Annotated in this window: 23 protein-coding genes; 10 read left to right on the top strand and 13 right to left on the bottom strand. The window is 66.1% G+C overall.

Annotated features, from left to right (window positions below; all coding sequences use genetic code 11):
• Positions 1-110 precede the first annotated feature (110 nt).
• Complete coding sequence (locus MXF70_RS07075; protein WP_248518296.1) at positions 111-842, bottom strand: SOS response-associated peptidase; 732 nt, start codon at positions 840-842, stop codon at positions 111-113.
• A 311-nt stretch (positions 843-1,153) separates the two neighbouring features.
• Here MXF70_RS07075 and MXF70_RS07070 point away from each other — a divergent pair, with 311 nt between their 5' ends.
• The 3 genes from MXF70_RS07070 (at position 1,154) to MXF70_RS07060 (ending at position 5,305) form a co-directional block, all read left to right on the top strand.
• Entirely contained in the window at positions 1,154-1,903 is a 750-nt protein-coding gene (locus MXF70_RS07070; RefSeq protein ID WP_248518295.1) for a sugar phosphate isomerase/epimerase family protein, read from the top strand.
• Between the two features lie 237 nt (positions 1,904-2,140).
• Positions 2,141-3,292 (top strand): DUF373 family protein, encoded by a 1,152-nt coding sequence (locus MXF70_RS07065; RefSeq protein WP_375140833.1) that lies wholly within the window; start codon positions 2,141-2,143, stop codon positions 3,290-3,292.
• A 180-nt stretch (positions 3,293-3,472) separates the two neighbouring features.
• Complete coding sequence (locus MXF70_RS07060) at positions 3,473-5,305, top strand: acetyl-CoA carboxylase biotin carboxylase subunit (RefSeq protein ID WP_248518293.1); 1,833 nt, start codon at positions 3,473-3,475, stop codon at positions 5,303-5,305.
• Positions 5,306-5,406: 101 nt separating this feature from the next.
• On the opposite strand, the gene MXF70_RS07055 is transcribed toward MXF70_RS07060, so the two are convergent.
• Together MXF70_RS07055 and MXF70_RS07050 are read right to left on the bottom strand one after the other, a co-directional pair.
• Complete coding sequence (locus tag MXF70_RS07055; protein ID WP_248518292.1) at positions 5,407-5,901, bottom strand: JAB/MPN domain protein-containing protein; 495 nt, start codon at positions 5,899-5,901, stop codon at positions 5,407-5,409.
• A gap of 22 nt (positions 5,902-5,923) precedes the next feature.
• On the bottom strand, positions 5,924-6,634 hold the full coding sequence (locus tag MXF70_RS07050) for an MBL fold metallo-hydrolase (RefSeq protein ID WP_248518291.1): 711 nt from the start codon (positions 6,632-6,634) through the stop codon (positions 5,924-5,926).
• Between the two features lie 374 nt (positions 6,635-7,008).
• Between MXF70_RS07050 and MXF70_RS07045 the strand changes: the two genes are divergently transcribed.
• Complete coding sequence (locus tag MXF70_RS07045; RefSeq protein WP_248518290.1) at positions 7,009-7,716, top strand: HD domain-containing protein; 708 nt, start codon at positions 7,009-7,011, stop codon at positions 7,714-7,716.
• 60 nt (positions 7,717-7,776) lie between these two features.
• On the opposite strand, the gene MXF70_RS07040 is transcribed toward MXF70_RS07045, so the two are convergent.
• The 4 genes from MXF70_RS07040 to MXF70_RS07025 form a co-directional block, all read right to left on the bottom strand.
• Positions 7,777-8,178, bottom strand: a complete 402-nt coding sequence (locus MXF70_RS07040) for a type II toxin-antitoxin system VapC family toxin (RefSeq protein WP_248518289.1) — start codon at positions 8,176-8,178, stop codon at positions 7,777-7,779.
• Positions 8,175-8,453, bottom strand: a complete 279-nt coding sequence (locus MXF70_RS07035; RefSeq protein ID WP_248518288.1) for an AbrB/MazE/SpoVT family DNA-binding domain-containing protein — start codon at positions 8,451-8,453, stop codon at positions 8,175-8,177. The genes MXF70_RS07040 and MXF70_RS07035 overlap by 4 nt, the downstream gene beginning before the upstream one ends.
• A gap of 64 nt (positions 8,454-8,517) precedes the next feature.
• A complete protein-coding gene (gene aglM / locus MXF70_RS07030; protein WP_248518287.1) occupies positions 8,518-9,837 on the bottom strand; it encodes a UDP-glucose 6-dehydrogenase AglM in 1,320 nt (439 codons plus the stop codon).
• Positions 9,838-10,133: 296 nt separating this feature from the next.
• Entirely contained in the window at positions 10,134-10,340 is a 207-nt protein-coding gene (locus tag MXF70_RS07025; RefSeq protein ID WP_248518286.1) for a cold-shock protein, read from the bottom strand.
• Between the two features lie 217 nt (positions 10,341-10,557).
• Between MXF70_RS07025 and MXF70_RS07020 the strand changes: the two genes are divergently transcribed.
• Positions 10,558-10,827, top strand: a complete 270-nt coding sequence (locus MXF70_RS07020) for a DUF7571 family protein (RefSeq protein ID WP_248518285.1) — start codon at positions 10,558-10,560, stop codon at positions 10,825-10,827.
• Positions 10,828-10,906: 79 nt separating this feature from the next.
• On the opposite strand, the gene MXF70_RS07015 is transcribed toward MXF70_RS07020, so the two are convergent.
• Together MXF70_RS07015 and MXF70_RS07010 are read right to left on the bottom strand one after the other, a co-directional pair.
• Positions 10,907-12,469, bottom strand: coding sequence for a class I adenylate-forming enzyme family protein (locus MXF70_RS07015; protein ID WP_248518284.1), 1,563 nt, complete (start codon positions 12,467-12,469; stop codon positions 10,907-10,909).
• Between the two features lie 59 nt (positions 12,470-12,528).
• A complete protein-coding gene (locus MXF70_RS07010; RefSeq protein ID WP_248518283.1) occupies positions 12,529-12,927 on the bottom strand; it encodes a secondary thiamine-phosphate synthase enzyme YjbQ in 399 nt (132 codons plus the stop codon).
• A gap of 276 nt (positions 12,928-13,203) precedes the next feature.
• On the opposite strand from MXF70_RS07010, the gene sdhC reads away from it, so the two are divergent.
• Genes sdhC through MXF70_RS06990 form a run of 4 tightly spaced genes read left to right on the top strand, consistent with a single transcriptional unit; the run spans position 13,204 to position 16,701 of the window.
• Complete coding sequence (sdhC, locus tag MXF70_RS07005; RefSeq protein ID WP_248518282.1) at positions 13,204-13,611, top strand: succinate dehydrogenase, cytochrome b556 subunit; 408 nt, start codon at positions 13,204-13,206, stop codon at positions 13,609-13,611.
• Complete coding sequence (locus tag MXF70_RS07000; RefSeq protein WP_248518281.1) at positions 13,612-13,983, top strand: succinate dehydrogenase hydrophobic membrane anchor subunit; 372 nt, start codon at positions 13,612-13,614, stop codon at positions 13,981-13,983. It abuts the gene before it with no gap.
• Positions 13,980-14,858 carry a succinate dehydrogenase/fumarate reductase iron-sulfur subunit gene (locus MXF70_RS06995; RefSeq protein ID WP_248518280.1) on the top strand — a complete coding sequence of 293 codons (879 nt, stop codon included), beginning with the start codon at positions 13,980-13,982 and terminating at the stop codon, positions 14,856-14,858. Before MXF70_RS07000 ends, MXF70_RS06995 begins: the two co-directional genes overlap by 4 nt.
• A gap of 4 nt (positions 14,859-14,862) precedes the next feature.
• Positions 14,863-16,701, top strand: coding sequence for an FAD-binding protein (locus MXF70_RS06990; protein WP_248518279.1), 1,839 nt, complete (start codon positions 14,863-14,865; stop codon positions 16,699-16,701).
• 81 nt (positions 16,702-16,782) lie between these two features.
• On the opposite strand, the gene MXF70_RS06985 is transcribed toward MXF70_RS06990, so the two are convergent.
• Positions 16,783-18,174, bottom strand: a complete 1,392-nt coding sequence (locus MXF70_RS06985) for a PAS domain S-box protein (protein ID WP_248518278.1) — start codon at positions 18,172-18,174, stop codon at positions 16,783-16,785.
• Between the two features lie 332 nt (positions 18,175-18,506).
• Between MXF70_RS06985 and MXF70_RS06980 the strand changes: the two genes are divergently transcribed.
• Positions 18,507-19,832: a DNA double-strand break repair nuclease NurA gene (locus MXF70_RS06980; RefSeq protein WP_248518277.1), complete on the top strand. Its 1,326-nt coding sequence runs from the start codon at positions 18,507-18,509 to the stop codon at positions 19,830-19,832.
• Position 19,833: 1 nt separating this feature from the next.
• Here the strand turns inward: MXF70_RS06980 and MXF70_RS06975 are convergent, their stop codons facing one another.
• From MXF70_RS06975 to MXF70_RS06965, 3 genes are all read right to left on the bottom strand, one after another.
• Positions 19,834-20,484, bottom strand: coding sequence for a riboflavin synthase (locus MXF70_RS06975; RefSeq protein WP_248518276.1), 651 nt, complete (start codon positions 20,482-20,484; stop codon positions 19,834-19,836).
• Between the two features lie 118 nt (positions 20,485-20,602).
• Positions 20,603-20,959: a DUF7113 family protein gene (locus MXF70_RS06970; protein WP_248518275.1), complete on the bottom strand. Its 357-nt coding sequence runs from the start codon at positions 20,957-20,959 to the stop codon at positions 20,603-20,605.
• A 271-nt stretch (positions 20,960-21,230) separates the two neighbouring features.
• Positions 21,231-21,665 (bottom strand): bis(5'-nucleosyl)-tetraphosphatase, encoded by a 435-nt coding sequence (locus MXF70_RS06965; RefSeq protein ID WP_248518274.1) that lies wholly within the window; start codon positions 21,663-21,665, stop codon positions 21,231-21,233.
• Positions 21,666-21,760: the final 95 nt, after the last annotated feature.

Here is a 21,760-nt window from a genome sequence, read left to right as displayed (position 1 = left end):
CACAGATTTAAATACCATCTGGAGCGATCGATCCGGGTGAGACCGACACAATCGAGTCTGCCTGACCTCAGTGCAGCCGATCTACCCCGCCTCGACCAAGTTTCGTCTGCTCAGCTTCCCATCGGCTCGACCAGCGCCGGCTCGTCGTTGCCAGGATCGTTGACGGCGGTCGAGACGCGATAGGCGCGGAAGCCGGGCGCCTCGAACGGACGGAGTAGCTCCGCGCGCCGTTCTTCGTCGTCTGCATCGAGCCACTCGCGCTCGCGATCCGGCGGGAAGATCACGGGCATCCGGTCGTGAATCTCGGCGACCGGGCCGGCTGCCGCCGTCGTCAGGATCGCCACCGTCTCGCGGACCTCCGTCGGGGGCTCGTCCCGCCCGTCAGAGCCGGCAGGCTCCTCCCCCGAGACCCCGAAATCGTCGAGCCCGGTCTGTCGCCGTGGCCCCTCCCATCGCTCCCAGATCCCGGCCATCGCGAACAGCCGGTCGTCGCCGAACGCGACGCGGTAGGGCTGGCGACTGCCGCGGTCCCCGGTCCACTCGTAGAAGCCGTCGGCCGGCACGAGACAGCGTCTGCGACGAACCGCCGAACGGAAGGCTGGTTTCTCCTCGATCGTCTCCGCGCGAGCGTTGATATACCCGTGCTCGGTCGCGTCGTCCGCCCACTCGGGAAGCAGCCCCCACGTGCGGAACTGGATCCGCCCGGGATCGTCGTCGCCGATGAGGGGGACCGGCTGGCTCGGCGAGACGTTGTAGCGAGGGCTGTACTCGGCGGGAACGCTCACCGAGAAGCGCTCGCCGAGGTCGTCCGCGCCGGCGAAGAGCGTGAAACGGCCACACATGACTGGACGTTCGGTTCGGACGGACAAAAATGGCGAGGGAGCACCGCGAAACACTGGAAACGACGTGAGCACCATCTGGAGGCTGCCGACGGGTTTGGTCGTTTGAGGGAGGTCGTTTGAGGGACGCCCACGCGCGCCAGCCACGCCCACGAAACTCAGTCTCGGACACGAGATCAGTTCTCGGACAAGAAATAGGTCACGCGCGTACGCACGCGAATCGGCCCACGCGATCGGCCGGTACCACCTGCCAGTTCACCCCCGGCGCTCGCCCCTGCCAGAACCCTTTTGCGCGCGCTCTGTGATCCGAATTCATGGAAACGCGTACGATCGGGGTCCAGAGCGTGGTGTTCGGGGACCGCTCGCTCTCGGACGTTATGGGGGAGCTCGGCGACGCCGACGTCGACGTACTGGAACTCTGGGGGGAGCATCTCTCGCCGCACGATCACGGAGCGACCGTCGCTGCCAGCGTCGCGGCGCTGAAAGCCGCGATGGTCGACGTTCGGGGGTACGGCGTCGTCGACCTCGAGGAGGCTGAAGAGGCCCGAGACCACTTCGCGTTCGCGGAGCGACTCGACGCCGACTACGTCACGGTGAACTACCCGCCGATGCGCGACGACGTCACGGCGGAGCTCCTCGAACTCGCCGAGGAGTTCGAAATCGACGTCGCGATTCACAACTACTCCTCGGTCCACCACGACGACACGTCGCGCGTCTTCTCCTCGCTCGCGGAGGTCCAGGACACGCTGGAGCGCAACCAGCACCACCGGCTCGGCGCCTGCGTCGACACCGGCCACTTCCTCGTCGAGGACGTGGATCCCGCCGACGTCATCGAGACGCTCGGCGATCGAATCGTCACGGTACACCTGAAGGACACCAGCGCGGCTGCGATCGAAGACGTGCCGGGCGCCGGCGAGCTCGAGCTGGCAACGGTTCTCGGCCTCCTCGACGACCACGCCGATCCCGACGTACCACTGATCGTCGAGTACGAACTGGATCCCGAGGACGCCGTCGCGGATCTACAGAACGCAGTGTCGAACGTTCAGCAGGCGATGTCGCAGTAGCGGTGGAACGGCGACAGTGGGTCGGATCGACTGCTCGACAATGGCGGTGGCGATCCGGATGGGATGCTCGGCGATGCCGGTGTTCCGCACCGACTGCTCGGTGACGGCGGCGGTCCGACTGCCCTGCGCAGTGACGGCGCTCGGCGCGAAAATCACCACGAGAGTTTTAATGCAGCGCGACCGACCTCTGACCGTACCGTGACTACCCTGGTTGTCTGCCTCGATCGGGTGGACGACGTGGGAGCCACTACGGGAATCGAGACCCCCGTCGCGGGCTGGGAGGCCGTCCAGGCGCTCGTGACCGACGTCGGTCTCGCGGATCCCGAGGACGCGAGCGTGAACTCCATTCTGGAGGCCCTCCGGATCACGCGCGACCTGCGAGACGACGGCGAGGACGCGGTCGTCGCGGTCGTCTCCGGGACCGCCGAATCGATGGTCACCGCGGACCGAACGGTCGCCAGACAGCTCGACGGTCTCGTCGCCGACTACGACCCCGACTCGGCGATCGTCGTCACCGACAGCGCCGAGGACGAGCGGCTCGTGCCGCTCGTCGAGAGCCGCGTTCCGGTCGACTCCGTCGATCGCGTGGTCGTTCGACAGGCCAGGGACCTCGAATCGACCTACTACCTGATGAAACAGTTCCTCGCCGACGAGGAGCTGCGCCAGACCACGCTCGTCCCGCTCGGGACGGCCTTGCTGGTGTTCCCGGTGCTGGCGCTGTTCGCCGGGCCGGCCGTCGCCGCAGCGACGATCGCGACGGTGATCGGCCTCTTCTTGCTCTACAAGGGGTTGGGCATCGACGCGTTGCTGGCACGAGCCACCCGCCAGGCGCAGGACGCACTCTACTCCGGCCAGGTCTCCGTCGTCACCTACGTCGTCGCCGGGGGACTGACGCTCGTCGGCCTCTTCGCCGGGGCGCTCGGAGTCTCCGGACAGGCAGACACCGAGGGTGTGCTGGTACCCACGATGGAGTTCTGTTACACCGCCGTCCCGTGGGTCACGATGGCCGCACTGACCGCCTCGACCGGCCGACTGCTCGATGAGGTCCTCCGCGACGAAGGGATTCGGACGTCCTACCTCAACCTCCCGTTCGTCGCGGTCGCCGTCGGGCTCGTCGTCCGCGGGTTCTCGGCCTACTTCCTCGAGGAGGCCGGGACGCTCGCATCGATGGAGATACCGCGGATCGAGCTCGGCGTGTTGACCATCGAGCCGTTCGCACTCGAGTCCGGCCAGCGCCTCGCCGCGTTCGTGGTCGCGGGCGTGCTCGTCAGCCTGATCGGCGTCCGCATCGCGACGTACGTCGGTGGGAGCGACGGCGTCGGCGTGGATCTCGACCCGACGGATGCGGAGGGGGCGACCGAACCCGAGAGCGAGGGCGAGACGAGCTAGGGACTGGAACCAGTTCGCAGCTGCTCGATCAAGGTGGAGCCACAGGAAGCGACGACACCGCTCGAACCGATCAGCGCCGTCGAACGGCCCACAGCTGCTCGAACCGATCGCAGCTACCGATCGTTCACGGTCTTTCGTTCAACCGATAGAATCAGGTGAGTGCCTCCAGAACCGACTGCCATGTTCCGGAAGGTGCTGGTCGCGAACCGTGGCGAAATAGCGGTTCGGGTGATGCGGGCCTGCGAGGAGCTGAACGTCTCTACAGTCGCAATCTACAGCGAGGCGGACAAGGATGCTGGCCACGTGCGGTACGCCGACGAGGCCTACAACGTCGGCCCGGCGACGGCCAGCGAATCGTACCTCGATCACGACGCGGTGATCGAGGCGGCGCGAAAGGCCGACGCCGACGCGATCCACCCCGGCTACGGGTTCCTCGCGGAGAACGCGACGTTCGCCAGAAAAGTCGAAGAGGCCGATGGGCTCACGTGGGTCGGTCCCAACGGTGACGCGATGGAGAGCCTCGGCGAGAAGACGAAAGCCCGGACGATCATGAACGACGCCGACGTCCCGATCGTTCCGGGGACGAAAGAGCCCGTCACCGAGGTCGACGAAGTGCTCGAGTTCGGCGAGGAGCACGGCTATCCGATCGCGATCAAGGCCGAGGGCGGTGGCGGCGGGATGGGCATGCAGATCGTCGAGAACGAAGAGGAAGCCGAAGAGCAACTCAAGACGGCCAAGCGCGAGGGCGAGGCGTACTTCGACAACGACTCGGTCTATCTCGAGCGCTACCTCGAGACGCCGCGCCACGTCGAGATCCAGATCCTCGCCGACGAGCACGGCAACGTTCGCCACCTCGGCGAACGTGACTGCTCGCTCCAGCGCCGCCATCAGAAGGTCATCGAGGAGGGGCCCTCCCCGGCGCTCTCCGACGAACTCCGCGAGCAGATCGGTGAGTCCGCCCGACGGGGCGTCGACGCCGCCGACTACACGAACGCGGGTACGGTCGAGTTCCTCGTCGAGGAGGATCCCGACCGCGATCCCGACGACCTCCTGGGGCCGGACACGAACTTCTACTTCCTCGAAGTCAACACGCGAATCCAGGTCGAACACACCGTCACGGAGGAGCTGACCGGCATCGACATCGTGAAATGGCAGCTCCGGGTCGCCGACGGCCAGGAGATCGGATTCGAGCAGGAGAGCGTCGAGCTGTCGGGCCACGCGATGGAGTTCAGGATCAACGCCGAGAACGCGGCAATGGAGTTCCAGCCGGTCGGTGGCGGTCACCTCTCGACGTACGACCCACCCGGCGGCATCGGCGTCCGGATGGACGACGCGCTCCGGCAGGGCGACGACCTCGCCGGCGACTACGACTCGATGATCGCGAAGCTGATCGTCCACGGATCCGACCGCGAGGAGTGCATCTCGCGATCGCTCCGCGCCCTCCGCGAGTACGAGATCGAGGGCATCACCACGATCATTCCCTTCCACCGTCTGATGATGGCCGACGAGGCGTTCATCGACGGCACGCACACGACGAAATATCTCGACGAGGAGCTGGACCACGCCCGCATCGAGGAGGCCCAGCGTCAGTGGGGTCCCGAAGAGGACGCCGGCGACGCCGCCACCGACGAAGAGACCGTCACCCGAGAGTTCACGGTCGAGGTCAACGGCAAACGGTTCGAAGTCAACCTCGAAGAGGAGGGCGCACCGCCGATCGCTGCCGGTGCGGTCGACGCCAGTGGCGGCGAGCGACCCGATCACGTCGGCCAGGACGACGGTGGAAGCAGCGGCGTCGGCGACGGAGAGAGCATCTCCGCCGAGATGCAGGGCACGATTCTGGAGGTCAGCGTCGACGAGGGCGACGAGGTCGCCTCCGGTGACGTCGTCTGCGTCCTCGAGGCCATGAAGATGGAAAACGACGTCGTGGCGGACACCGGCGGCACCGTCAGCGAGGTCCGGATCGCGGAGGGCGACAGCGTCGACATGGGCGACGTGCTCATCGTGTTGGAGTGAGCGATCGACGACGGCCCGGACGTGTGCTGTAGTTGCCTCTCGAAGTTGGCAGTACGTATCTCTCGAAGCTTGCAGTAGTTATCCCAGGAAGTTTGCAGTAGTTACCCCTCGAACGGTCGCTCCGGCGGTGCTGCCGCGACGATTTGGCAGTCGAGTCGATGGCCGCTCCGATCGAAGGCGGCGACGTCGTCGCGCGTCCACGGCGGAACCGCCACCACCACGACTTCGTGGAGGTCGTCAGCCTTCGAGACGGAGAGCTCTCCTAGCGGATGCGAGACGAACCGGCCCTGGGCCTGTCCGTGCGGGACGGAGACGTCGACGCCGAACACCGCGTCGACCGACCGGCTCGTGGAGGGGAAGTAGAGGTCAGTGAACACCGGCGTCTCGGGATCGAGATCGTCGACGGCCGTAGCGCCCGCCGGCAGTGTGTCGTCGGTCGCGTCGAGATCGGCGATCGCGCTATCCTCGATGCTGTCCTCGAGAATGCCGGCCTCTGAGACCAGCAAGAGCGTAGAGACGTCGTCCGGCTCGCGATCCTCGGCGATCGACAACAACGCGTCGAGCAGCCCCGCGGTCACGTAGCAGGTTTCGACCATGAGAGAGGAGTGTGACTGCGCCTCAGAACGGGAGCGCCGAGCGGAGTGATTGAGCGTAGAGGCGCGGGGCACCACGACGAGAAGCGGCCAGAGCCTCCCGGAGTGCAGCGGTACCGTCTTCGAGCACTGGCGCACCGTGGCCCACGAGCACTCGCTCTGGATCGAGATTGCCGAGCGCCGAGCGCGGCGGGAACAGCCTGAGAGCCGGATGGACGCCGAGTCGCTCGCCCCCGACGCAAAAGTACTCGGCAGTGCCGACGGCCTCGGGGACGATCAGCGTCCCGTCGCGCTCGCGATAGAGGGCGACCTCGTGCCAGAAGGATCGGTTTACGACTGGAACTGGCCGGTAGCCAGTGTCTCCGAGTTCGTCCCCCAGGAGCGTCGTCGGCGCGGAGAGCTCCTCGCGGACGTCGGCGAACTGCTCGGGGACGTGGACGGGGACGTCGTGCCGTGCCGCGATCCTGGCCGCGTCGCGCTTGTGACGATCGAGCAAAATGACGACGCCGGCGACGGTGCCCCGCTCGGCGAGCCACTCGTCGAGATCGTCGGTGTCGACGGGATCGACGAGCCAGAGGTCGTCCGTGGCGCTCTCCGCGCCCTCATCCGCACCATCGCCAGGGTCGAAGAGCACGTGGCTCGCGCGAGCCATTACCTCGTCGGGATACGCCAGCCAGGTGGCGCCGCCGTCGAACGAGCCGACCGCCTCGAGCGTCGTCGCGCCGTCGCCTTTCATGACAGCCGGTACGCGCCCGCACGGGATAAATTGCGGCAGACGACGGTCCGTGGGACTGGCGGCGATGCTGGCGGGAGGCACCTGTCCAAAGACCGGCAGCGATTCGGGCAGCAGGCGACGGTTCCTGTGGCAGCGACGACATAGACGCTGGCGACGATGCAGGCCGACAGGCGACCCCAAAACAGGAGATCGGACGGGCAACGTGATACCGCGTACGGGGTGCCGACAAAACCGGGCATTCGTCCGGCAGTTGGCCGTATACCGTCGATCCACCGATCGCTCGACGGCCGCTGGTGACCGGTACGTAAGCCTAAAGAGTCGAACGGTCGTGTATTCGGCTAACATGACTACGTTTGCGACCTCGAGGTGGTTCGGTGGGGGTTGAAATCAAGGAGCGCCGCGTCTCCGAAGAGGAGTTCGCGGCCATGGAGGAGTTCGTCTTCGAGTATCTCGCCGCGAGCGTCGAGCGGGAAGAGGAGGGCGGCCGGATGCGCTGGTACCCCTGGCACTCCGCGGAGTACCGGTACAACCACATCCGGAACGTCGTCGATCTCGCTGCCGAGATCGCGAAAAAGGAGGGTGCAGACGTCGACGTAACGCGCGTCGCGTCGGTCTTCCACGACGTCGCGAAGCTCGACGCCGAGCAGGACGTCCACGCGGAGGAGGGCGCCCGCGTCGCCCGGCAGTATCTCGAAACACACTGTGAGTACCCCGATTCGTTCCTCGACGAGGTCTGCCGCTCGGTCGAGGACCACTCCTACCAGGGGCCACTGGAGGACCTCTCCCTCGAGACCCAGTGTCTCATCGAAGCCGATCTGCTCGACAAGGTCGGCGCGAACGGAACGGTCCTCATGATGCTCCGGATGGGGTACGAAGCCCGGACACACATGGACGCGCCCGAGATGGTCGAGCGCGTGCTCGAACGGGGCCACGAGGCCGAGGATCGCATCCGCAGTGACGCCGCCGAGACCATCGCGCACCGGCGTCTGAAGCGCGTCCGCTGGCTTCGGGAGTGGCTCACGGAGGAGCTATCGAACGTCGAACCGCGAGCAGTCGAAGAGCCCGACGAGTTCGAGCCGTAGCGCTCGGGCCGGGGTTCGCCGCGCAGAGCAAAAAACGCAAGTCACCTAGCGTGCCAGGGCTCACTCCCAGACCGTTGTCTCGTTCCCAAACTGCTCGTCGTTCGTGACGATCGCCTCGGTCCCTTGCACGCGATGACTCGCTATGAGTAGTGCGTCGTGGAGGGTGTGATGACCGAGCAAACTGCCGGCCACTGCCAGCTCCTGCTCGTCGGTTTCAGCGACCACGACCGGACCGTCGTGGACGAGCCCGCGAAGCACTGCGTTCGGCGTCGTTTCGACAGATTTGCCGCCAATTTCGTTCTTGTTGACCGTCGCCCAGATCGCCTCGCCGATGGTAACCGTCGGCGCCTCGAGCACGTCAACGCCCTGTTCCGCGCGACGAAACGCGTCGTCAGCGTCACTCGGCAACGCATCGACCAGATACCGGGCGAGCGCCACACCGTCTACAGTGTACCTCGTCACGGTGTCCACTCCGCCCGGCGCTTTGCTCGGATCTCCGCTTCCATTGCGTCGGCCATTTCGTCGCGGCTCTCTCGGCTCGTCCCATCCTCGACGAGGAGCCCTCGTCCGGCGGATTGCGTCGCTTTCCGGACTTCGATCCCGTCCTCGGTCTCGATCCAGACCAGTTCGTCGCCCTCCTCGAGCGCGTAGGCGTCTCTGAGTTCCTTCGGGATCGTCACCTGTCCCTTGCGCGTGATGCGAGTCGTCTGCTTGTCAGTTGCCTCGTCCGTGCTCATATTCGGTAGTACTCTCTGTACTACCTAAGAAGTTGTGCCCAGGAGCGCCAGCTCGCCAGCGTGTTCACCAGGTCAGGCCGTCGTAGACCAGCCCGTCGACGTCGAGGTCGTCGGTATCGATCACACGCCGCCCGTCGACGACGATCGGCGTCGCCATCGCCGCAAACGCGTCCGAATCGAGCGCGCTGAACTCGTCCCAGCCAGTCACGACGACGGTAGCGTCGGCGCCGGCGAGAGCGGCCTCGGCGCTGTCGGCCGTCGTGAGATCCGGGAACTGCTCTCGCATGTTCGCTTCCGCGACGGGATCGTACGCGATCACGTTCGCGCCCCGTGACTCGAGCCCCTCGATCACCGGGATCGCGCGAGAGTTTCGGACGTCGTCGGTGCCGGGTTTGAAGGAGAGGCCGAGCACCGCGACGGTCGCATCCTCGACGTCGGCGTGGCGATCGAGCAGTTCGAGCAGCCGCTCGGGCTGGCGATCGTTCAGGTCGACGGCGGCCTGGAGCACGGCCGGCTCGTACCCCTCGGCCTGGGCAGCGGCGATGATCGCTTTCACGTCCTTGGGGAAGCAGCTGCCGCCCCAGCCGACGCCAGAACGGAGGAACCGCTCGCCGATGCGATCGTCGAGCCCGATCGCATCGGCGATCTCGTAGGCGTCGACGTCGAACTCCTTCGCGATGTTTCCGAGGTCGTTGATCAGGCTGACCTTCGCCGCGAGGAAGGCGTTGTTCGCGTACTTGATGAACTCGGCCTCGGTGAGTCCGGTCTCGACGATCGGCGGGTCTTCGGCCTCGATCAGCGGCGCGAACACCTCGTGGAGCGCCGCGAGCGCGCGGTCCTCTTCGCTCGGGACGCCGGCGTCGTGGCCCTCCGTGCCGAACACCAGCTTGTCCGGGTCGAGGAAGTCCGCGACGGCTGTCCCCTCTCGCTGGAACTCGGGGTTCATTCCGACGCTGACCCGATCGCCGGCCTCGGCCCGGATCAGCGGCGCGAGGACGTCCCGCGTCGTGCCCGGAACGACCGTGCTCTTGACGATCGCGACGTGCTCGTCGACGTCGGCGAGGGCCTCGCCCAGCGCCTCCGCCGCGGCCTCGATGATGCTGGTGTCGATCGAGCCGTCCGCCCTCGACGGCGTCGGGAGCGCGAGGAAGGTGACGTCGGTCTCGGGGATCTCGTCGTAGTTGGTCGTCGCGTGCAGACGGCCGCCACCGTGCTCGGCGACCCGCTCGTCCAGTCCCGGCTCGTGGATCGGTGCCTCTCCCGAATTGATCGCGTCCACGATCTCCTGGTCGACGTCGACCGCCGTGACCTCGTGCCCCCACTCGGCGAAGACGGCGGCGATCGTCGAGCCGACGTAGCCGCTGCCGACGACGCTAACGTGCATTACCCCAGGAGAGAGTGGGCCGGCCAATGAGCGTTTGGGAACCGCCTGGGGCGATCCCACGCCGTCTGGCGAGGAGACGGTCGTGATCGGATCCAGTGGACGGATCGCTCGGATCGACGGTTCAGATCGACGGCTCGGGGCGGAACCGAATCACCGACCGTCTTGGAAGCGACTCCACTGGGTAGCAAGCCAGGAGCGATCCAACGCTAGCTGTGGCCAGATCTACCCGGGTGCGTGAAAATTGGGAAAATTCGAGTCACGTCCGTCGCTCGGAGCGAGGGACGAAAACCGGGTCGTTAGTAGCGCTCGAGATTCGACGCGCGCGGGCCCTTGGGGGAGGACTCGATATCGAACTCGACCTCCTGCCCCTCTTCGAGGTCGGGACCGCCGACGTCCTCCATGTGGAAGAACACGTCCTCGTCGTCGTCGACAGCGTCGTCGTCAGTCGAAATGAAACCGTAGCCGCCAGTGTCGTTGAAGAAGTCAACTTTTCCGTTTGCCATTGCAAACAATTGTAGCCTCGGTCAGGGGATAACCCTTCTGAGAGTCGCGGTACCACGACCCTCGTCGGAGAATGCGGGGAAAGCGTCCGTCGCTCGTTCCGCAGGTACCGGCCCAACGGCTCGTACCGCCCGCCTCGATCGACGCGATCGTGGACAGCGACCCCTCGGTGGGGAACAGATATTTCAGGTGTGGTCACAAGTGCCACACTGCATCGCCATGCAACCGTGCACCAACTGCCAGACGGCCATCGACGAGTATCTCCTCGACAAACGGCTCGAACCCCTACGCGAGCTCACGGTCGACGACTTCAACGTCTGTGCGGACTGTGTGACGATCGTCACGGACGCGTGCGTAGAGTGTGACGGTGCGGTGTACGTCCCCCGAAGCAAATCGGTCACCCCAGAGTTCTGCCCGGCGTGTCGGTCGGATCTCATCGACCGGACCGGCCAGGATCCCGGCTGGACGCGTGGCCAGGCGTCCACCTGACGGTCGCTGTCGGTGCCGTAGCGTAGTCAGACCGGTGCAACGACTGGGCAGTGAACGAAGCTGTCCAGACGGCACTGCATTAGAACTCGACGCCGTCCTCCCGTAGCCGCTTCCGGACGGCCTCCCGATCGACGGTGCCGGAGGCAGTCCGGGGAAGCTCGCTCACGAACGCGATCGTCTTCGGTCGCTTGTAGTCAGCCAGTTCCACAGTGGAGTGAGAACGCAGTGCGCCGATCCCGAGGTCGTCGTCGGTCGGCACGAGCACGGCAGCGACGCGCTCGCCCCACTCGGGATCCTCGAGACCGACGACGGCCGCCGCGTCGATCGCCGGGTGGGATTCGAGGGTCTCGACGACGTCCGCTGGGTGGACGAGCTCGCCGCCGGTCGAGATAGCATCGTCCGCGCGGCCGAGCACCCAGAGCCGGCCGTTGTCGTCGTGGCGGCCGAGGTCGCCGGTGTGGTAGCCCAGCGGCGAGCGGCTGGCAGTCGTGGCGGCGTCGTTGCCGTAGTACCCGGGCGAGACGGTGGGCCCGTCGACCACGATCTCGCCGGACTCGCCAGCGGGCAGGATCTCGTAGTCGGTCTCGGCGTCGGGATCCGGCCGCTCCTCGACGATCCGGACTGTCGTCGGGAGCAACGGTCGGCCGACGGTTCCCTCGTGTTCGCGGGCTTCCGCGGGCAGCGCCGTCGCGACCTGCGAGGCAGTCTCGGTGAGCCCGTAGGTCGGGCACAGCGGAACGTCGAGGGGCGCACAGCGGTCGACGAGATCGGGGGGCGTCGCAGCACCGCCGGTGAGTACGAATCTGAGATCCGAAAGCGCGCGGGGCGCCCCGTCGGTATCGAGCAGCCGGGTGAGCATGGTCGGAACGACGGAGAGGCAGGTCACGTTCTGGGTCTCGATGGCTGTCAGCGTGCGCTCGGCGTCGAACTCGCGCTGGAGAACCGCGGTCGTACCATAGAGGATCGACCGATAGACCGGCGCGAACCCGCCCATGTGGTAGATCGACAGCGGGACGAACCAGCGATCGTCGGGGTCGGTGCCCAGCCGGAACGCCGATGCGATCGCGCTCGATCGGAGGTTGCCCGCCGTCAGCTCGACGGCCTTCGGCTCGCCCGTGGTGCCGGAGGTAAAGAGGAGGAGTCGCGTGTCGTCGGCGTCGGGGGTCGGGGCCTCGAAGCTCGAGGACGCCTGCTCGGCGAGCCGGAGGGGCACCTCGGCGGTCGCGTCGGCGCCATCGAGGGTCGCGATCGTCGTCGGTGGATCCCGCGGTGCGTCCTTCGCAGCGGCGATCCCGAGTCCCTCGGTTGCACCCTCACAGATCAGCACCTCGACGTCCGCGGTGTCGAGCTGCGGGCCGAGTTCGCCCGCGGTGAGCCTCGTGTTCAACGGCACCGGCACGGCACCGAGCCGGAGCGCTCCGAAGATCGTCCGGACCGCCGGAACGTCGGTCTCGGCGAGTAACCCGACGTGATCGCCCGCCTCGACGCCGAGCGCGGCGAGCTTGCCAGCAGTCCTGTCGACGGCGTCGTCGAGCCGGCCGTAGGTCCAGGTCGCACCGTCGGCTGCACGGACGAGCGCAGTCTGGTCGGCGCTGACAGTGGCCCGCTCGGCGACGGGATCGCTCCCCTGCGGGATTCGCATTGCCGGATGCGTGGACCGGACTGCACAAGAGCGGTCCGGTCTGCGGGGAGAGCTCTGGCTCACTCCGCGCTCGACACCGTCACCACCAGCTCGCGCTCGCGTGGGCCATCGCACTCCACCAGGAAGATCGACTGCCAGTTGCCGAGCGCCAGATCGCCGTCGCTGATCGGGATCGTCGCCGACGGGCCGAGAAGTGCAGCTCGCAGGTGGCTGTCGGCATTCCCGTCGAGGTCGTCGTGGCGGTGCCCCGAATCGGGGACGAGATCGGCGAGGAACTTCTCGATGTCCTCGCGAAGTCGTGGCTCGTCCTCGTTGACGAGGACGCCAGTGGTCGTGTGTCGCGAGAAGACCTGACAGCTGCCCGCGTCGACGTCCTCGGGGACGCAGTCGGCGATCCGATCGGTGATGGCGACGATCTCGAGCCGCTCGGTCGTCGAGACGCGGATCGTGCGTTGCACGCGTCATGAATGCGGGGGAGCGCACTTGAGCGGGTGGGTCGGGAGACAGCCGGTCGTCCCCGTACGTTCGGACCGGCTCCGGCGAACCCGACGCGGGCCCCGGCGCAGCTCAGTACGACCGCTGAATCACGCACGCCCTGAGCGGCCGTTCCGGCGGACGGTCGATCGACGACGGCGGCACGGCGTGAAACCGGCCGAACGTATTCCCCTCGGGATGTCCTCCCACGCCAGTGTAGTAACTACTATACGGCCGCCAACAAAGACCAGCATGGGAAAATGAGCCAGTCGTACGATCGGGGGCTGATCGAGGATTTCGGCCGCTGGCGGGAGTTCTCCGCCGGCATGTGGGCCTGGATCCTCCACAAGTTCACCGGCTGGGTCCTCATTGGCTATCTGTTCATGCACATCGCCGTCCTCAGCACGGCGATCGACGCAGCCAGTGGAGATCCGGCGACCTACACCGACACGATCCAGGGGCTGGAGAGCCTGCTGGTGGTCCGCGTCCTCGAGATCGGTCTGCTGGCGACCGCCGTGTTCCACATTCTCAACGGCGTTCGTCTGCTGATGGTCGATCTCGGCGTCGGACTCGAGGCACAGGACAAGAGCTTCTACGCATCGCTGGTCGTCACGGGCGGAATCGTCGTGGCCAGCGTGCCGACATTCCTCGGCGGGGGTGTGGTGTAGATGGCTGAACGCTACTCGTCGTTCGAACCGAACGGCGCGACGTGGCTGCTCCAGCGAATCACCGCCGCGTTGCTGGTCGTGCTGCTGGCCTTTCACTTCTTCCAGCTGCACTTCCTCAACCACGCCTACGAGGTCACCTTCGCGGACACGCAGGCGCGGATGGAGGATCCGGCGTACTTCGCGACGATGGTCCTGTTCCTCGTGGCCGCGGCGTTCCATGGACTCAACGGGATCTACAACGCGCTGGTCAACCAGGGAATCGAGGGGACGCGCAAGACGATCGCCAAGTACGGCCTGACGCTGGCGGGGATCGTCCTCGTCGCCCAGGGAATTCGGGTCGCGATGGCGATGGCGGGGGTGACGATCTCATGAGTACAGAACAGGACGAACCGACGGCCGAGACGACGACCGACGCCGACGAGGCGCCGGCACAGACGCCCGGCGACCGCCGGCGCGAGGAGAAACAGGCTCGGATGCAGGTGACCGAGCGCGAGCGCGCCGAAGCGGCCGCCGCGGCCGACGAGACGGTCCAGCTCAAGGTCTTCCGGTTCGATCCGGAGGTTCCCGAGAAGGAAGAGCCGCGCTTCGACGACTTCCACGTCCCCTACGTCCAGGGGATGACCGTCCTCGACGCGCTGATCTACGCCCGCGACGAGTTCGACTCGTCGCTCACCTTCCGGCACTCCTGTCGACAGGCGGTCTGTGGCTCCGACGCGCTCTTCATCAACGGGAGCCAGCGACTGGCCTGCAAGACGCAGCTCTCCGCGCTCGACGCACCCGTTCGCGTCGAGCCGCTCCCCCATCAAGACGTCGTGAAAGACCTCGTGGTGGACATGGAGCACTTCTACGACCAGATGGAGGCCGTCGAGCCGTACATGCAGAGCGAGGAGTTCCCGGAGGGCGAGCTCGAGGAGCAGCGCCAGTCCCCCGAGAACCGCGAGAAGATCAAGATGTCCACGCGCTGTATCTGGTGTGGCGCCTGTATGTCCTCCTGTAACATCGCTGCCGGGGACAACGAGTATCTCGGCCCCGCGGCGATCAACAAGGCCTACCGCTTCGCGATGGACGAGCGAGAGGAAGACGACATCAAGGAACACCGGATGCGGATCATGGAGCAAGAACACGGCGTCTGGCGCTGCCAGACCCAGTTCTCCTGTACGGAGGTCTGCCCGAAAGATATCCCGCTGACCGAGCACATTCAGGAGCTCAAGCGGGAGGCAGTCAAGTCGAATCTCAAGTTCTGGTGATATAATGACAGTTCACGAACACGACGTGATCGTGGTCGGAGCCGGTGGGGCCGGCCTCCGCGCTGCGATCGCAGCACACGAGGAGGGCGCCGACGTGGCGATGGTCTCGAAGCTCCACCCGGTTCGCAGTCACACCGGCGCTGCGGAGGGCGGGATCAACGCCGCTCTGCGCGAGGGCGACGACTGGGAGCTCCACGCGTACGACACGATGAAGGGGTCGGACTATCTCGGCGACGCCGCCGCCGTCGAGACTCTCGCCCAGGACGCCCCACAGGAAGTCATCGATCTCGAACACTGGGGGATGCCGTTCTCTCGCGAGGAGGACGGCACCGTCTCCCAGCGCCCCTTCGGGGGACTCTCCTTCGCCCGGACGACCTACGCCGGCGCGGAGACCGGCCACCACATGCTCCACACGATGTACGAGCAGGTGGTCAAACGGGGCATCCAGGTCTACGACGAGTGGTACGTTACGCGGCTCGCGACGACCGACCACGACGAGCCCGCAGATCGCGAGTGTACGGGCGTCGTTGGCTACGAACTCCGGACCGGCGAGGTTGCCGGATTCAAGGCACGCAACGGCGTGGTGCTGGCGACCGGCGGTCCCGGGCAGGCGTTCGATCACACCACCAACGCGGTCTCCTGTACTGGCGACGGACAGGCGATGGCCTACCGCGCCGGCGTTCCCCTCGAGGACATGGAGTTCGTGCAGTTCCACCCGACGACGCTCCCCTCGACGGGCGTGCTGATCTCCGAGGGCGTTCGCGGGGAGGGCGGGATCCTCTACAATTCCGAGGGAGAGCGGTTCATGTTCGAGCACGGCTACGCCAACAACGAGGGCGAGCTGGCCTCCCGTGACGTCGTCTCCCGTGCCGAACTCACAGAGGTCAACGCTGGCCGCGGCGTCGAGGACGAGTACGTCTACCTCGACATGCGCCACCTCGGCGAGGAGCGCATCTCCGATCGGCTCGAGAACATCGTCCACCTCGCGGAGGACTTCGAGGGCGTCAACGCCTACGAGGAGCCGATGCCGGTCAAACCCGGTCAGCATTACGAGATGGGCGGCATCGAGACCAACGAGAACGGCGCGACCCTGATCGACGGGCTCTACGCCGCGGGCGAGTGCGCCTGCGCCTCCGTCCACGGCGCCAACCGACTCGGAGGCAATGCGCTGCCCGAGCTGCTCGTCTTCGGTGCCCGTGCCGGCCGCCACGCCGCTGCGTCCGACCGGGCCGACGCGAAACTCGAGACGGGCCGGACCGACGAGTCCGAACCCGAAGAGAACCTCGACGCGCCCGTCGAGCCCGGCGCAGTCGACGCTGCGGGTGGCGATACCGCCGCCGATGGCGGAGCAGTCGCGTCTGGCGACGTGCTCGAAGGCGCGGTCGCACAGGAACGACAGCGCATCGAGGGCATGCTGGAGCGCGACGACGGCGTCAACCACGCCGACATCCGCGCGGAGGTCCAGCAGACGATGACCGAGAACGTCAACGTGTTCCGGGAGAAGGAGGGCATCAAGAAGGCCCTGCGAGACATCCGGGAAGCCCGCAAGCGCTACCAGGAGGTCGCGGTGTCCGACCCGAGCCGGACCTACAACACCGACCTCATCCACACGATCGAGACGCGGAACATCATCGACGTCGCCGAGACGATCGCGCTCGGCGCCCTCGCCCGCACGGAGTTCCGCGGCGCGCACTGGCGTGCAGAGCACCAGGAGCGCAAGGACGACGAGTGGCTCAAACACACGCTCGTCAGCTGGGAGGAGGGCCGACCGGACCTCTGGTACAAGCCCGTTGACCTGCAGGGCGAGAACAAGGTCTACGAGCCAAAAGAGCGGAGTTACTGAGCACGCGCTTTCCTGCTTCTCGTCTTCCCCAACGAGAGAGGTGGCGGAGCCGTGGGGCGCCCGCGACATCACTACCGGCCGTTACTCGATCGTTAGTCCGGTGATCTCGAAGCGGGCACCGCCGCCCTCTGCGTCCACGACCTGAACCGTCCAGCCGTGCGCTTCCACGATCCGTTCGACGATCGTGAGGCCGATACCGGAGCCATCAGCCGACGAGGAGTGGCCCCACTCGAACACGGACTCCGCACGTTCCTCGGGGATTCCCGCGCCGTCGTCCGCTACGTAGAAGCCCTCCGTACCGATCAACCCGACGCGAATCGTACAATCGTCGCCACCGTGTTCGATAGCGTTGCGGAACAGATTCTCGAAGACGTGCTGGAGCCGGCTCCGATCGCCGTGGATGACACCGCCCCCGGCGATTTCGATGCTCGCCTCAGCCGCGGAGACGTTCTGCCAGCTCGCGCCGACGAGGTCGACGAGCTCGATCGGTTCCGGATCGGCGACGACCTGTCCCTGTTTGGCCAGGGTCAGCGTGTCCTCGATGAGCGCCTCCATCCGCTCGAGTGCTGCGAGTAACGGCCCAACGTGCTCGCTATCACACTCCTCGCCTACCAGCGCCGCCCGACCCTGCGCGACGTTCAGTGGGTTGCGCAGGTCGTGCGCCACGATACTCGCGAACTCGTCCAGCTGTTCGGTCTTGCTCTCCAGCTGTCGCTCACGCTGGACGCGCTCGGTTACGTTCCGAGTGATGCCGACGATCCGGGTCACCTCCCCCTCACTCATCACTGGGGCGAGATTGGTTTGCCAGATCCGGGCACCCTCCTCCACGACGAGCTCCTCCTGATAGGAGATCGGTTCGCGAGCGTCGACGCAACGTCGGTAGTTCGCCGTGAGCTCGGCCCCATCGGTCTCGCCGAACACCTCGATCGGTGTCTTGCCTCGAACGTCGGCGGTCTCGAGCCCAGTTTCCGCTTCGTAGGACGGACTCAGACGTTCGAACCGGAACGTCGGATCGCTGCCATCGTTATCGACGCCGACGAAGAAGATTGGGTCCTCGGCGTTGTTGAGTAACGTCCTGTACTCCTCGGCGAGTTCGCGCTGCTCGGCCTCCCGACGCTTTCGTCGAGAGATCTCTCTGGTGTGGATGAGTATGCCGTCCACGAGATCGTCGTCGAGCCGGTTCTGAATCGTCGACTCGATCCAGCACCAGGAGCCGTCGGCGTGTCGCCACCGCGTGTCGATGGTTTCGATCGTATCCGGATCTTGCATGATCCGCTCGAACGCAGCAGCGGTGTGGTCGCGGTCGTCGGGATGTTGGTACTCGTATCCGAGCTCGCCCACGAGTTCCGTGGGTTCGTAACCAAGCGCCCGTTCGACGGATGGACTGACGTACGTGATCCGTCCATCCGCATCGGTGATCGTCGGAACGTCCGGCGATTCCTCGACGAGGACCTGGTAGAGTTCTGCGTCCATACGGAAGATACGCGCAAACGCAAAAAAGGGGAGTGGCCGACCGCAACCAGCGCCACTCCGCAACCGACTGCTTCAGCGGATTCGACCGCCGCTGGGCGGGCCGTCGGAGTAGAGAATCAGACGCCACGAGGTGGGGTGGGCGGCCATCGAGACACGCTGTAGCAGCCACAGGACAGAGCTATCTGTGGCCGCTGCGGACCGCGACGCCGAACGTCGATCCGTTCGTACGGTCGAACCTCGAAGGGAGAGAGTACGCTCGACTACGCCGTATTCCGCACTCGTCCTGCACGGTTCCCCACGGACTTTTCACCGTGCCCGGCTACCCCCACCCAATGACGCTGGATAGGGTTCACTTCGAGGGGATCACGGGCCATGCGCGCCGGATCGAGCGATCGATCGACGAGCGCGAGCACCAGCGCTTTGCCGAGCAGGTCTGGCAGGAGTTCCTCGACCCGCTCAGGGACGATTCTGGGACCGAGCTACTGGCGCCGGTGGCGGAACAACAGCTCCACGAGATCGCGTTCGATACGGCTGCGCTCGCCGAACCGACCTTCGAAACCACCCACGGGCTCGACTCCGGAACGATCAATCCGACGTCCTACAAGAACGGGCTCGTACTCGACGTCGCGCACGCCGCGATGGCGGCCGAGCCGTCCGATCTCGGCCTCCATCGCAAGCGCTCGCTCATCACGACGGTTCACTCCGGCGACCTCGCAAGCGTCCAGGAGATCGACGAACGCCTCGACGAAGGACACACGCACAACCGGCTCCTCCGGGCGCCACAGGTCCCGCGCTTCGAAGAGAGCGTCGTGCACGAACTCGCCCTCTACCTCGCGGAGAGCAGCCACGCGCTCGACCAGTTCGACGCCGTCGAAGAGCTGCTCGTCCTCGACGGGCCCATCTACCCGAAAGGAATGTTGAACTGGGCCGATCGTGCCCCGGAGCTCCGGGATCTACTCTACGACGAGCCGGAGCCACGGGACGTGATCGAGAACTACATTCGCCTCGTCGAACGAGCCGTCGAGCGCGATGTACCGATCGTGGGATTCGTCAAAAACCCCGCGTCGAAGGCGATCACCCGCACGCTCAGAGATCGCGGCCAGCAGGCTCCCTGGGCCGGGGATACCGCACTGTTCACGCGCCTACTCGAACGCGGCGAGTTCGTCGAGACCGTCGACGAGCGTGGGGAGACCCGTCGCGAGTGGGAACGGGACGCCGACGCGCTGACCTACACCTCGTGGTTCCGCTCGCGCGGGGGCGCGGATCGGCTGCTCGTCGGCGACGGCGCCAGCGGGGGCAACGCCAGCACCGGCGGGACCTCGTCCGGACCGTTTGGCATCGAACGATCACTCGATCCCGAGGCATACGAGGTGACCTTCTTCGTGTTGTACGACCCGCGCGACGATCTCCTCTACCGGGTAGAGGCGCCACTCGCACTGACGGAGGACGAGTCCTGCCGCCAGGCACTCACTGATTTCGTCGTCCGCGAGGTCGCGACCGAACGCGGGCCGCCCCGAGCAGTCGCCAAGGCGGACGCACTGGCTCGGATCGGCCAGCGGAGCACGAACGACCTCCGCGACGCGCTCGCCGAAGCGTTCGGTACCGACCGCATGCGCGACTACGACGATCGGCGATGGGGCGGCGAGAGCGGAGGATAGATCACGGCGCAGTCCAGGGAGCCTCGCTACCACTGCCGCCACCGCCGTCAGTTCGGCCCATCGGATCCACGGACCGCCCCCGAGCGTACTTCGCGAGGACGTCGGCCTCGAAGTGGAGTGGATCCCCCGGCGATTTGCCGTCGAGCGTGGTGACGGAACGAGTCTGGGGCACGATCGCGACGTCGAATCTTCCGGTCCGACGATCGACGGCCGCGACGGTCAGACTGGCGCCGTCGATGGCGACGGCACCTTTCTCGACGATACACTGGGCGTACTCGGGTGGGGTCGCCATGGTGTAGCGCCACCCCTCGCCGTCCCGTTCGACCCGGAGCAGCTCCGTGACGTCGTCGACCGTCCCCTTCACGACGTGTCCGTGAAACCGACCGTCGGCAGGGAGCGGTCGTTCGAGATTGACGGCATCGCCTGGCTCTCGATCTGCGAGATAGGTTCGTGAGACGGTCTCCGCACTCAAGTCTGCCTCGAACCCGTCCGCATCGACGTCGGTTGCCGTGAGACAGACGCCGTCGACGGCGACGCTATCATCCGGTTCGATTCCGTCCAGATCAGTGTTCACGCGAACGCTCGCGCCGCCCGCATCGTATCGCTCGACGGCAGCGAGTCGTCCGGTCGTCTCGACGATCCCCGTGTACATGCGTACCGACGACCGGTAGGCGCGTACAAATCTGTTATGAGTTCCAGAAACGAGACAGTGGTGAAAGTGGTCGAGATCCTGAGAGCCCACAGCGGCCAGCGAGCGGTCAGGGGCCTGACTACGGCGCCCCTTCGTCGGTCGCAATCTCCGCGTTCTCGACGACCTCCAGTTCGACGTCGTCCGCGTCGACGCCGATCCGAGAGAACTGCGTTCGGACGTGTTCACGGGCGGCCGCGAGCGCCTGATCGCGAGTGTCGAACCCGCGCGGCATCGGAGACTCGAAGGCCACGTGTATCTCCCGGCCGTCGATTTCCTGGATCGAACCACCGCTCTCGACCTCGTAGAACTCGTCGCAAACCCAGACGTACGCGGCGTCGTCCTCCGGCGCACCCGTGAAGCTCGGGGCACGCTCGCCGCGCTCGAAGACCGTACCGGTCAGCTCCGTTCCACCGGCTTTCCCCCGCACCAGCAACATACGATCAGTTGCCCGCCGCCGTGGAAAAGACCGTCGTGTTAGCCACCCTGATTGTTTCCCGAATCCGGTGTGCGCGTTCCCGCGTGAAAGCGCCTCGCGGTTCGTCCACTGAAAGAGAAGCGGAGGATACAGTGGTGTCTTGGAACGCGTCGAGAAGGGAAGGAAAATGGGAGAGCGAGAGATCCGCAGTGCGGACCCCCACGGCATCGGCGTAGCAGCTGCTCACTGCGGGCGGCGACAGCGGCGATCCACAGTCAGACAACTGGAGAGTCTACTCCTCGTCCTCTTCGCGCTCGTCGATGAACTCGTGGGCGTCCTCCAGGATCTCTCGTGGCCCATCCTGGGTGATCGTGTTGATCGCCTGGTCGTAGTCGCGCCACTGGTGGTCTCGGTGTTCGTGGGACAGTTCGGCGGAAGCCTCGAAGGACTTCGCAACGAACAGGTGCACGGTCTTGTGGATCGTGTTGCCGTTGGCCTCGAACACGTAGTCGTACTCGTCGCGAAAGCCATCGAGGAGACGGAAATCTGCAATTCCGGCCTCCTCCTCGACCTCGCGGATCGCGGTCTGCTGGAGTTCCTCCTCGCCCTCGACGCCGCCCTTGGGGAACTCCCAGTCCCCAGGGCGCGATTTGAGGAGCAGGTACTCCCGCCGGCCCCGAGTATCCCGATAGAGGATGGCGCCGGCGCTCGTCGCTTCGACTGGCATTTGACTGGTGTTGGCAGTCGTGTGGTAAAGGAATATCGGAGGGCATCGGTGGTTCTCCCCGGAGTGAGCGGGGTGTGATACCCGTGCTCGTGGTC

The organism is Salinarchaeum laminariae (assembly GCF_023204835.1).
GTDB lineage: Archaea > Halobacteriota > Halobacteria > Halobacteriales > Salinarchaeaceae > Salinarchaeum > Salinarchaeum laminariae.
The sequence above is the reverse complement of the archived record's forward strand: the minus strand, read 5'-3'. Positions and strand labels throughout refer to the sequence as shown.